11 protein-coding genes are annotated in these 11,658 nt (G+C 55.5%); 7 read left to right on the forward strand and 4 right to left on the reverse strand.

Translation table 11 applies throughout. The features are described 5' to 3' along the window. Positions 1 to 34: 34 nt before the first annotated feature. Positions 35 to 1,084, reverse strand: coding sequence for an AbrB family transcriptional regulator (locus AC2D8P_RS02860; protein WP_484700267.1), 1,050 nt, complete (start codon positions 1,082 to 1,084; stop codon positions 35 to 37). An 81-nt stretch (positions 1,085 to 1,165) separates the two neighbouring features. Next, positions 1,166 to 2,428 (reverse strand): urate hydroxylase PuuD, encoded by a 1,263-nt coding sequence (locus AC2D8P_RS02865; protein WP_484700268.1) that lies wholly within the window; start codon positions 2,426 to 2,428, stop codon positions 1,166 to 1,168. A gap of 113 nt (positions 2,429 to 2,541) precedes the next feature. On the opposite strand from AC2D8P_RS02865, the gene AC2D8P_RS02870 reads away from it, so the two are divergent. After that, a complete protein-coding gene (locus tag AC2D8P_RS02870) occupies positions 2,542 to 3,456 on the forward strand; it encodes a LysR family transcriptional regulator (RefSeq protein WP_484700270.1) in 915 nt (304 codons plus the stop codon). A gap of 29 nt (positions 3,457 to 3,485) precedes the next feature. Here the strand turns inward: AC2D8P_RS02870 and uraH are convergent, their stop codons facing one another. Beyond that, positions 3,486 to 3,839: a hydroxyisourate hydrolase gene (gene uraH / locus AC2D8P_RS02875; protein WP_484700271.1), complete on the reverse strand. Its 354-nt coding sequence runs from the start codon at positions 3,837 to 3,839 to the stop codon at positions 3,486 to 3,488. Positions 3,840 to 3,980: 141 nt separating this feature from the next. Here uraH and puuE point away from each other — a divergent pair, with 141 nt between their 5' ends. From puuE to AC2D8P_RS02900, 5 genes are all read left to right on the forward strand, one after another. Beyond that, positions 3,981 to 5,405 (forward strand): allantoinase PuuE, encoded by a 1,425-nt coding sequence (gene puuE, locus AC2D8P_RS02880; protein WP_484700272.1) that lies wholly within the window; start codon positions 3,981 to 3,983, stop codon positions 5,403 to 5,405. A 1-nt stretch (position 5,406) separates the two neighbouring features. Further along, positions 5,407 to 5,895: an ureidoglycolate lyase gene (locus AC2D8P_RS02885; protein WP_484700274.1), complete on the forward strand. Its 489-nt coding sequence runs from the start codon at positions 5,407 to 5,409 to the stop codon at positions 5,893 to 5,895. Positions 5,896 to 5,949: 54 nt separating this feature from the next. Continuing rightward, the gene (locus AC2D8P_RS02890; protein ID WP_484700276.1) at positions 5,950 to 7,275 is read left to right on the forward strand and encodes a uracil-xanthine permease family protein; all 1,326 of its coding nucleotides are present in this window, start codon (positions 5,950 to 5,952) and stop codon (positions 7,273 to 7,275) included. Between the two features lie 286 nt (positions 7,276 to 7,561). Then, a complete protein-coding gene (locus AC2D8P_RS02895; protein WP_484700278.1) occupies positions 7,562 to 8,422 on the forward strand; it encodes a mechanosensitive ion channel family protein in 861 nt (286 codons plus the stop codon). A gap of 222 nt (positions 8,423 to 8,644) precedes the next feature. Further along, positions 8,645 to 9,154, forward strand: a complete 510-nt coding sequence (locus AC2D8P_RS02900) for a GNAT family N-acetyltransferase (RefSeq protein ID WP_484700280.1) — start codon at positions 8,645 to 8,647, stop codon at positions 9,152 to 9,154. 72 nt (positions 9,155 to 9,226) lie between these two features. Here the strand turns inward: AC2D8P_RS02900 and AC2D8P_RS02905 are convergent, their stop codons facing one another. Continuing rightward, a complete protein-coding gene (locus tag AC2D8P_RS02905; RefSeq protein WP_484700282.1) occupies positions 9,227 to 10,051 on the reverse strand; it encodes a bifunctional allantoicase/(S)-ureidoglycine aminohydrolase in 825 nt (274 codons plus the stop codon). A 177-nt stretch (positions 10,052 to 10,228) separates the two neighbouring features. Here AC2D8P_RS02905 and AC2D8P_RS02910 point away from each other — a divergent pair, with 177 nt between their 5' ends. Continuing rightward, entirely contained in the window at positions 10,229 to 11,557 is a 1,329-nt protein-coding gene (locus AC2D8P_RS02910; protein WP_484700284.1) for a UDP-glucose dehydrogenase family protein, read from the forward strand. Positions 11,558 to 11,658: the final 101 nt, after the last annotated feature.

An 11,658-nucleotide genomic window follows, 5' to 3' on the forward strand; every position in this document is an offset into this window, starting at 1 on the left:
AGTGAACTTACGCTCCTATAGGGTCATGGCTGATTCATTGCAACCCAGATTTTCCCCCCTCAATCCGACGCAGTGCCATCGGAACTAACGTCATCAGAATCAACAATCTCGCCACATGGTGCGCCGCGACGAAGGTCGGGTCCAGACCCAGCTGTATCGACATAGCGATCATCACCTCTAACCCACCTGGGGCAAAGGCGATCAATAATGGGGCCAGCGGCAAACCCAACACCCAGGAAACCAACCAGGCCCCGATCAGGGCAATCACTGCGGCCGAAAAGGTCACAACCAGACCAGCCCTGACATCCGCCCCCATGTCACGTACCCGGCGCCCCCGAAACCGGGTGCCGATCAAAGAGCCGATAATCACAAAAGCCATGATTGAAACTTCATCAGGAATTCCGCCCCGGGTCAATCCGGTCAGGCTCGACGCAGCACCAATTAAAACCCCAACCATGATATGGGCGGCAGGCAGGCCTCTTTTTCCAAGCAAATTGCCGGATATCCAAACCACGCCCAGCAACGGGAGCAGACCATAAATCGCCATATCCGGCACCGTCGTCCCGGTCGTATAGGTATCCACACCCCATAGTTTCAATAGAATCGGTACGACCAATGCCAAAACCAAAACCCGTACCGACTGCACCAGACTGACCCGGGCCACATCAGCCCCGCGATCCATGGTCAGGCTGACGATAAAGCTCAAAAGTCCCGGCACCGCACAGATCACCGCTTCATCCTTGCCAAACCGAAACAGGCGCAACAACAACAGCGCGCCCACCAGGATCGACAGCCACTGAACCAATGCAAGAAAGGCAAAACTCACGGGCCAGTTTAACGCCGTTGCCATAACCTCAGGACTGACACCAGACCCAATCCCCAAGCCAATGGTGACAAAACAAAAAGTGCGGAGCGGCCCCGGAATTCGCAGCGGCGCGCCGACAAGCGCGGCAAGTGTTACACAGGCCGCGGGCCCGGTCAGAAAGGCCGCCGGTAACCCGATCAGCCAAAACAACAGTGCACCGGCAATGCCGATGCTCAATGTCAAAACAGTTTCACCGATCAACCTTGCGTCCGGCAACATGGGTCAAACACCTCCGACTCGGACAGTATGCAGTTGTATGCAATACAGCCCAATTTTGCCGGAAGCGCAATATAGGTTTGATCACAGTCCAGCAGCAAGCCGCAGCGGCAAATCCTCGACCGCGTTGCGATACCAACGGATGATCGCTTTTCGCTCTTCTTCTTCCATAAGGCTCAGATTGGCGGGCGGCATCGCGGTGGTCACCCCGGACTGCAAGTAAATCTGGCGCGCGGCACGGGCGATATCAGCAGGCGTTTCCAACACAATGCCCTTGGGCGCACGATGCACACCGTCCCAAAACGGTTCGCGGTTGTGACACATAGAGCAACGGCCGGGGATCATCCCGGCCACCTCGTCAAAGCCTTCAGCATTGGCAAAGACTTGTTCAATCTCGCTCATGGGGGGCGCCTCTGACATCTCCGTCGTGTCTTGTCTTAGCGGTGCGGTCGACAGCCACATAATCGCGATGAAAATCATTGCTGTAACCAGCCAGGTCCATGTGGGTTCCCCTTTGCGGGCATGCATGGAGTTGAAGTAATGCCGGATCGTGACGCCCATCAGGAACACCAACGAGGCGATGATCCAGTTATATTCCGTGGCAAAGGCCAGCGGGTAGTGGTTCGACAGCATTAGGAACACGACCGGCAGCGTCAAATAGTTGTTATGGGTTGATCGCAGCTTGGCGATCTTGCCGTATTTTGCATCCGGCGTGCGGCCGTTTTTCAGGTCATCCACCACAATCCGCTGATTGGGCATAATGATGAAAAACACGTTTGCCGTCATGATCGTCGCGGTAAACGCCCCCAGATGCAGCAGCGCCGCGCGCCCGGTGAACACTTGGGTATATCCCCAGGCCATCACGACCAGTAGGATGAACAACAACACCATCAGAAAGGTCGGCTGTTCCGCCAACCCGCTTTTGCACAGACGGTCATAGACCAGCCAGCCGATGGTCAGCGAACCGGCGGAAATCAGGATTGCAACAAAGACAGACAAATCCGCGACATTCGGATCAATCAAAAACAGCTCTGCCCCTGACCAATAAACGATCATCAGCAACGCCGCCCCAGACAGCCATGTCGCATAGCTTTCCCATTTGAACCAGGTCAGGTGATCAGGCATTTCTGCCGGGGCCACCAGATATTTGCGAATGTGATAAAAGCCACCGCCATGGACCTGCCATTCCTCGCCATGGGCTCCTTCGGGCAGATCGGGCGCCTTGCGCAACCCCAAATCCAGCGCAATAAAATAGAATGATGACCCGATCCAGGCGATCGCCGTGATGACATGCAGCCACCGCACAGCGAACCCAACCCAGTCCCACATTATTGCAATATCCTGCATCACGCCCTCCAGTCGGAAATTTTTATCAGGCTAGCCTATTTGCTTTTTTCCTTGAATTCACGAAATGAACCAAGCAGTTTCAAGTAAATCCGATAAATAAGCGGGGGACACACATGTCCTATATCGACAATGTCCGAACTTTCATCCGGGTCTATGACTTGGGCAGCATGTCCGCAGCCGCGCGTGATCAACGGATTTCGCCTGCTGTGGCCTCGTCGCGCATTTCTCAGCTAGAGGGTCACTTGGGCGTGCGGCTTTTCCAGCGCACCACCCGCAGCCTGCAACCCACGGAACAAGGGCGGATTTTTTACGAGGGCGCCCTGCGCATCGTTGACGCAGTGTCAGAGGCAGAGGCCGCAATCTCTGACGTCACCCACAACCCACGCGGCACCCTGTTTATCGCCGCCCCCTTGGGCATTGGACGGCGGTTTGTGGCCCCGATGCTGCCGAAGTTTAAAGAAGAATATCCGTTGATAGAGGTCCGCTTGCGCCTGTCAGACCGCAAGATCGATCTGACGCAGGAAGGATTGGATGCCGCGTTTTTCCTTGGAACCCCCGAAGACAGCAACCTGAAAATGCGCAAGATCGCCGATTGTGAACGCGTGCTGTGCGCGTCACCCAGCTATATTGCCCGCCGGGGAATGCCCGAAACCGGCGGCGATCTGATCCGCGACAAACATGATTGCCTGAACCTGCGTTTCCCGGGCGCGCCTGAATTTCAATGGATGCTGCAAACCCCAGATGGCCCCGAACGGTTTGCCATCTCTGGCCCCTACGAAACCGATGATGGTGATGTGTTGACCAACTGGGCACTGGATGGTCATGGAATTGTTATCAAACCACTTTATGAAATGGCGGAATATCTGAACAGTGGCGCTCTGGTCCCTGTGGCCACCCAAACCCCGCCCGTGCCGGTTCAACTGGGCTGCCTATATGCCCATCGTCGCCATCAGGATCCCAAGGCGCGGTTGTTCATTGATTTTGCAGCCGGCCGCGTTGCCAACGCGCTGAAGGAATTGTTGGAGTGATTAAAGGGGCCTTGTCCCGCCTATTCCCCTCAGCTCCCGCGATAGGTGGAGTAGCCGAACGGCGACAACAACAGCGGCACATGGTAATGCGACGCCTCTGACATGCCAAACCGCAGCGGGATCACATTCAAAAACCGGGGATCCTCTGGCGGTGTCCCCGTCGCATCCAGATAGGCCCCGGCGTGGAAGATCAGTTCATAAGTCCCGATTTCAAATTCGGCCTCTGGCAGGATCTGACTGTCGGTGCGCCCATCATCATTGGTCACCAGACTGCGAATATGGGTGCGGCTGTCGCCTTCGATCCGGTACAGATCGATTTTCATCCCCTCGGCCGGGCAACCCCGTGCGGTGTCCAGAACATGAGTCGTCAGATATCCAGCCATGTGATCCTCCTGTTTCATCGGTTTTGCCGTGATTCATTTTACGGAAAAACCCTATAAATATCGAAAGTGCTTACGATATTATTTGAAGGTGAATTCTCACCACTCGCCCTATACTCCACGAAAAGTTAAGGGACTTCACAGGTGACACGATACCCAAGAGATATGCAAGGCTACGGCGCAAACGCACCGGACCCGGCCTGGCCGAGCGGCGCGAAGATCGCCGTACAATTCGTTGTAAACTATGAAGAAGGTGGTGAAAACTGCACCCTTCATGGGGATCCGTCGTCAGAGGCATTCCTGTCCGAAATCGTCGGTGCTGCAGCCTGGCCCGGGCAACGTCACTGGAACATGGAATCAATCTATGAATATGGCGCACGCGCCGGATTCTGGCGCTTGCACCGCCTGTTCACCGAACATGACATCCCCGTCACGGTCTATGGCGTCGCCACCGCATTGGCGCGCTCACCTGCCCAAGTACGTGCGATGCAGGACGCTGAATGGGAGATCGCCAGCCACGGCCTGAAATGGATTGACTACAAGGATGCGTCAGAGGCTGATGAACGCCGCCACATGGAACGCGCCATAGCGCTCCATCGTGAGGTTACCGGTGAACGCCCAACCGGCTGGTACACCGGGCGCTGCTCGGTCAACACCATGCGGCTGGTGGCAGAGGAAGGCGGCTTTGACTACGTCGCCGACGCCTATGATGACGATTTGCCCCATTGGGTGCGTTACGGCGAACGTGATCAGCTCGTGGTGCCTTATACGCTTGATTGCAACGATATGCGCTTTGCCACGCCGCAGGGGTTCAATTCCGGCGATCAGTTCTATGCCTATCTGAAAGACACCTTTGATGCGCTCTATGCCGAGGGCGAGGCCGGTCAGGCCAAGATGATGTCCGTGGGCATCCACTGCCGCCTTCTGGGCCGCCCAGGCCGCATTCAGGCGCTGCGCCGTTTCATCGAATACGCCAAATCACATTCTGACGTTTGGTTCGCCCGCCGCATCGACATCGCGCATCACTGGCACGAACACCACCCGGCCCCCGCCCCTTGGGCACGACCATCCCAGATGGATAAAGACACGTTTATCGAATCTTACGGCGGTATCTTCGAGCATTCGCCGTGGATTGCAGAGGGCGCGCATCGTCTGGAACTGGGCCCCGCCCATGACACCGATGTCGGTCTGCACAATGCGCTCTGCCGAGTGTTTCGCGCCGCGCCCGAAGCCGCCCGTCTGGGCGTCCTGACCGCCCACCCCGATCTGGCCGGCAAACTCGCCGCCGCCAAACGCCTGACGGCTGAATCAACCGCCGAACAGGCGGGGGCTGGATTGGATGCCCTGACCGACGAAGAACGCACCATGTTCACCGACTTCAACACCCAATACACCGATAAATTCGGCTTCCCCTTCATCATTGCGGTGCGCGACCACGACAAGGCGTCGATCATGGCGGCCTTTAAAACCCGCATCAACAATGACCGCGAAACCGAATTTGCAGAGGCCTGCCACCAGGTTGAACGCATCGCCTATCATCGCCTGACTGACATTTTACCGAGCGCCTGACATGACAAAACTGACCGCCCTTCCCCTGACCGCAGATGCTTTCGCCCCCTTTGGCGATGTGATTGAGCCCACCGGCGAGCCCAACAAATACATCAACCAGGGCCTCTGCGGGCGGTTTCACGACCGCGCCAAGGTGGATATCAACGATGGCCACACCGGGGTGAGCCTGTTTCAATCCGAACTCTTCACCCTGCCCTTTGCCGTGCAGATGGTCGAACGCCACCCAGAGGGTTCGCAATGCTTTGTGCCTATGTCGGACGCGCCCTTTCTGGTGGTCGCCGCAGAAGGTTCAGACGCCAAGCCGGGACAGCTTCACGCTTTCATCACCCAGCCTGGCCAGGCCGTGAACATCCACCGCGGTGTCTGGCACGGGGTACTGACGCCCTTGGGCGGCAATGGGCTTTTCGCCGTGATTGACCGCATCGGCGATGGCCCAAATCTGGAAGAACACTGGTTTGACGACCCCATTTCCGTGGTCGCCAACGAATAACAAGAGCCGTGTCAAAACGGCCCATATAGGGAACAGTCGACAGGGAGGAAACCAATGACTGACACGACCCATGTGATCGCCAACAGCGATCCCAATGTGACACCCCCGCTCGGTACCGCCATACCTCTGGGGGTTCAGCACGTTCTGGCGATGTTTGCGTCAAACGTCACCCCATCCATTATCGTGGCCGGGGCTGCGGGCCTCGCCTTTGGCAGTGCTGAACAGGTTTACCTGATCCAGATGGCAATGCTGTTTTCGGGCCTTGCTACGCTCTTTCAAACCGTCGGTATGGGCCCAGTCGGCGCGCGTCTTCCAATTATGCAAGGCACCAGCTTTGCCTTTGTGTCGGTCCTGACCGCCGTCGCCGCAACCCAGGGGTTGGGCGTTGCGCTCACTGCCTGCCTGATCGGCGGCGTCATCCACTTCTGCCTTGGCTCTATCATTGGCAGGCTGCGGTTTCTGTTTCCACCGCTGGTCTCTGGCCTGGTGATCCTGACCATCGGGCTTTACCTGATCCCGGTCGCCATCAAATACGCCGCTGGTGGTGCCGCCAAATTCCAGATGGAGGCCGAAAGCTTTGGCTCCCTCATGCATTGGGCGGTGGCACTGACCGTTGTGATCGTCGCACTGGGCCTTAAATTCTGGGGCAAGGGCATCGTGTCGGCCGCCGGTATCCTGATCGGCATGACCGCAGGCTATATCCTCGCCCTGATGATGGGCATGGTCAGTTTTGGCGCCGTGGGCAAGGCCGCCTGGATCGCCGTGCCAGAGATTATGCCCTATGGCTTCCAATTCTCGCTGGGTGCAGTGATAGCGGTATCGCTGATCTCTGTCGTATCGGCCATTGAAACCGTCGGGGATACATCGGCCACAACCAAGGCAGGCGCCGGGCGCGAAGCCACCGATACCGAAATCGCGGGCGCCACCTATGCGGATGGTCTGGGCACCACCGTGGCGGCTATCTTTGGTGGGCTGCCCAACACCTCGTTCAGCCAAAACGTGGGCATCATCGGCATGACCGGCGTGATGAGCCGCCATGTGGTCACCATCGCAGGCCTGATCCTGATCGTCTGCGGTTTGATCCCGAAAATCGGTGCCATCATCGCCTCTATGCCTCTGCCGGTGCTGGGCGGTGGCGTGATCGTGATGTTCGGCATGGTTGCAGCGGCTGGCCTGAACATGTTGACAGAGGTCACCATGAACCGCCGCAACATGATCATCATCGCCGTATCGCTGGCGGTGGGTCTGGGTCTGAACCTTGTGCCAACAGCCGTGCAATACCTGCCAGGCGTCATGAAAACGCTGGCGGTCTCTGGCCTCTTGCCCGCAGCCCTGATCGCGATCGTGCTGAACCAGATCCTGCCGGAAGAGATCGACTGAGAAAACCGGACAGGTAAAACAACACCACGGGGCCAGTTTGGCCCCGTTTTTTTTGTAAACCAACGCCAAATACAATGCATCATGAGTGGTCTGCGCAATATGACCTTCTCCACCGGATGACCAAACTGAATGATCAACAACACAATCAATCCCACTTGATATTGATCAAGGCGCTAGGGGAACAGGCAACATATCTGCATGGATGAGTCGTTTCTGTTTTTTTGGAAAAGACCCAACCATTCACACGCCTAAACCTGCCCGGGGAACCCTGATGACATCGACATATTTGATCGTTTATCTCTGCACTATCAGCCTGATCGGCTTAATCGCGATATGGTGGGCAAGATCTGCACTGCTCAAGGTAAAAACCAGCCGCTCAAAACGAATAGAGATGCTCGACAGTTTGGACAGCATTGAAACCAAGTCGCCTATCAGCCAAGACGACACAAATGAGATCGATGTCGCCGTCGAAAACATCAAGAACCGGTTCACGATCATTGGAAAAATAGCCGTCTTTCTGCTGACGGCGGTATGGGCATTCGCCTTTGTTCTTCCCTTTCTGGATTCGATCCCCACTGCCTTCATTTCCGTACTGGCTGCCGCATCTAGCGTGGTAATCGGTATCGCGGCGCGACCGCTGATCGAAAACATCATCGCTGGCATGGTGCTGTCCTTTTCAAAGGCAATTCGCGTCGGCGACACCATCATTGTCGATGACTGTTACGGCACCGTTGAAGACATCAGCCTGAACCACACGATCGTGAAGCTGTGGAACTGGAAACGACTGATCATCCCCAGCAGCAAAATGCTGTCCAAAGAAGTGACCAATTTATCCTACCGGGATGGCTACATCTGGGTGCATGTTGCCTTCTACATTTCGTACGATACGAGCCTTGAACAGGTGAGGGAAATCGCCATCGACGCAGTTCAGAGTAGCGAGAATTTTTCATCCAACGAGACACCAAAATTCTGGGTCATGGAGATGGAAAAAGATGCCTTTCAGTGCTGGGTCGCTGGTTGGACCGATTCAGCGGTGAAAGCATGGAACCTTGCCAGTGATATTCGAACCGGCATTGCAATGCGCTTTCAATCCGACGGAATTCAGGCCCATCGCTTTGGCGTGGAACTGCTGCCCAACCGCGCCTAGCCCTGTTTTCCCCAAGAGTGTCTGGGGCTAAATCTGATCCAGCCGGAAAATACCGACCTGACCGACCAAACAAAAAAGGATGATAAACACGGGACCACATCGTCCCAGTATTGTTTTAGGATAAAAATGCCTGCTACGCGGGCTTTGTTGTAGTTTCCAACACTTTTACAACGCTTGAAATTTGACTACGACAGGTTCGACATTCATGGATCGGTAAATTGAATGATAAACATACCCAAGTTGCAAACTGACCGAATGGTGCTTCGCCTCCCCTCAATGGAGGATTGGCCGCATTTTTTAGAACTGATGCAATCGCAACGTTCAGTTTACATGGGCGGGCGGTTTTCAATCGATGATGCTTGGGGGTCATTTTGTCACGGTATCGCGCTATGGCAGTTACTGGGCTATGGAAACTTGACGATGGAAAACCGCCAGACTGGTCAGTGTCTTGGTCAGATTGAAATTAATCACGGGCCGCTTTTTCCGGAACCAGAACTTGGATGGCAGGTTTACACTTTTACCGAGGGAAAGAACTACGCCTTTGAAGCAGCCTGCGCATTGCGCAAATGGGCGTTCGAAGTGCGCAAGCTGGAGACATTGGTCAGCTACATTGATCCCAACAACCTTCGCTCAATTAGTTTGGCGGAACGGTTGTGTGCACAGCTCGATAAAAATGCTCAGAGGCCAGACCCAACAGATCTAGTTTTCCGGCACCGTCCATTAAAACAATAACGTCTCAGCGCCACATTAACCTTTCCCGCACCGTCGCAATACCGACAAAATACCGACGTGGCACCGACGCTCTCAAAATGGCAGTTTCGGGTGTCTGTTAACGTCTTTGTAGAGCAGATACCGGAACTGCCCCGGTCCCCCGGCATAGCAGGCCTGCGGGCAGAAGGCGCGCAACCACATATAGTCACCTGCCTCGACCTCCACCCAATCCTGGTTCAACCGATAAGCAGCTTTTCCTTCAAGCACATAGAGCCCATGTTCCATGACATGTGTCTCCAAAAACGGGATCACGCCGCCGGGCTGGAACGTCACAACGGTGACGTGAAAATCATAGCGTAAATCATTTGGGTCCATAAACCGTGTGGTGCCCCAAGCATCATTAGTGTCGGGCATAAACACAGGGGCGATATCCTGATCAGAGGTAAAGATCGGATCAGGGCGTTCCAACCCGCTAACCTCTTCAAATGCCTTGCGAATCCAATGAAATGTTGCAGGCTGGGCACCCTTGTTTTTCAGGCTCCAATCGCTGCCTGCCGGTAGAAATGCAAACCCACCTTCCTCCAGTACATGGGCTTGTCCGTCCAGGGTCACCTCTACCTGTCCGGCGGTCACAAACAACGCCCCCTGCGCCTGATCATTCAGTTCTGGCCTCTCACTCCCGCCGCCAGGCTGCACCTCAACGATGTAATGCGAAAATGTTTCGGCAAAGCCGGACATGGGCCGGGCAATGATCCACACGCGCGTATTGTCCCAAAATGGCAGAAAACTGGTCACAATATCACGCATCGTGCCCTTTGGGATCACGGCATAAGCCTCTGTAAAGACTGCGCGATCTGTCAGCAACTGGGATTGCTCGGGCAATCCGCCACGCGGGCTGTAATAGGTGTGTTTGCTCATCTTTTCCAACTTGGTTATCTGCCCTCAAGTCAATCAAACCCGACCCCGAAACCCAAGCATAAACCCGACCGGCTCAGCGGAAAGGACATGCTTGATTTTTTTGAATATCCGCATTGGGATTGACAGCACCCGCGAACCTACCCATCACCAAAGACTACAGAGCAGAAAGGTCAGACCATGAAAATTGCAATGATTGGCACCGGTTATGTCGGCCTTGTCTCTGGCGTGTGCTTTTCCGATTTCGGGCATCAGGTCACCTGCGTCGACAAGGATGAAACCAAGATCGAAGCGCTGCGCAAAAGTCAGGTACCGATTTATGAGCCCGGACTTGAGGAACTGATTGCCCGCAACACCGACGCCGGGCGCCTGCAGTTTACACGTGATCTGAAAACTGCTGTGGCCGAGGCCGACGCCGTCTTCATCGCGGTCGGCACCCCCACCCGCCGGGGGGATGGGCACGCGGATCTTCAATATGTCTTTTCTGCAGCCGAAGAAATTGCCCATTCGATTTCTGGACACACTGTGATCGTTGTCAAATCGACTGTCCCCGTCGGCACCAACCGAAAGGTGGCTGACATCATCCAGAAAACCAATCCCAATGCCGATTTCGATATCGCATCCAACCCCGAGTTTCTGCGTGAGGGCGCTGCGATTGAGGATTTCATGAGGCCAGACCGCGTTGTCGTCGGTGTCGAAAATGATCGTGCTGCACAGGTGATGAATGATGTCTATCGCCCGCTCTTTCTGCGCGAATTTCCGGTTGTGATCACCGATCTGGAATCCGCCGAAATGATCAAATACGCCGCCAATGCCTTTCTGGCGACCAAGATCACTTTCATCAACGAGGTGGCCGCGCTGTGCGAACGCGTCGGCGCCGATATCAAACAGGTGGCCAAGGGTATTGGCCTGGATGGCCGGATCGGTAACAAGTTTTTACACGCAGGACCGGGTTATGGCGGGTCCTGTTTTCCAAAAGATACCAAGGCCTTGGCGCGAACCGGTCAGGAAAACGCCTGCCCAATGCAGATCGTGGAAACAGTCATCAAGGTGAATGATGAAACCAAACGCAGGATGATCGACAAGGTGATGGATCTGTGTGGCGGGGTCGTGAACGGGAAAACCATCGCGGTTTTCGGGGTCACGTTCAAACCAAACACGGACGACATGCGCGAAGCACCCAGCCTGACGGTTGTACCCGCACTCGTCGGGGGTGGAGCAGAGGTTCGGGTGGTCGATCCCCAAGGACAGAATGAAGGTAAAAAACTGCTCCCCGGTGTGCACTGGCACGATGATGCCTACAGCGCGGCCGAGGGGGTCGATGCCATCGTCATCCTAACTGAATGGAACGAATTTCGCGCATTGGATCTATCCCGCCTGGCGGGGATCATGTCACATGCGGCATTGGGGGATTTCAGGAACATCTATTCCGCCGCAGAGGCCAAAGAGGCCGGTTTTATCTCCTACAGCACCATCGGGCGCGAAGAATTCGGCCTGTTGGATATCTGACCCTGCTTCTCCACAGGTCCAATCTGACAGGTAGCTGAAAAAATTCAGTGGCTTGACGCTTCGCCCCGCTTGGGAAACAATCAAATCATCCCCGCAGGTCG

Source organism: Roseovarius sp. YIN77, from assembly GCF_057219155.1.

Excerpts from the sequence above, each read along its gene's own strand:
- AC2D8P_RS02860 (WP_484700267.1), bottom strand. The coding sequence starts at position 1,084 with ATGTTGCCGGACGCAAGGTTGATCGGTGAAACTGTTTTGACATTGAGC.
- AC2D8P_RS02865 (WP_484700268.1), bottom strand. The coding sequence starts at position 2,428 with ATGCAGGATATTGCAATAATGTGGGACTGGGTTGGGTTCGCTGTGCGG.
- AC2D8P_RS02870 (WP_484700270.1), top strand. The coding sequence starts at position 2,542 with ATGTCCTATATCGACAATGTCCGAACTTTCATCCGGGTCTATGACTTG.
- uraH (WP_484700271.1), bottom strand. The coding sequence starts at position 3,839 with ATGGCTGGATATCTGACGACTCATGTTCTGGACACCGCACGGGGTTGC.
- AC2D8P_RS02885 (WP_484700274.1), top strand. The coding sequence starts at position 5,407 with ATGACAAAACTGACCGCCCTTCCCCTGACCGCAGATGCTTTCGCCCCC.
- AC2D8P_RS02890 (WP_484700276.1), top strand. The coding sequence starts at position 5,950 with ATGACTGACACGACCCATGTGATCGCCAACAGCGATCCCAATGTGACA.
- AC2D8P_RS02900 (WP_484700280.1), top strand. The coding sequence starts at position 8,645 with ATGATAAACATACCCAAGTTGCAAACTGACCGAATGGTGCTTCGCCTC.
- AC2D8P_RS02905 (WP_484700282.1), bottom strand. The coding sequence starts at position 10,051 with ATGAGCAAACACACCTATTACAGCCCGCGTGGCGGATTGCCCGAGCAA.
- AC2D8P_RS02910 (WP_484700284.1), top strand. The coding sequence starts at position 10,229 with ATGAAAATTGCAATGATTGGCACCGGTTATGTCGGCCTTGTCTCTGGC.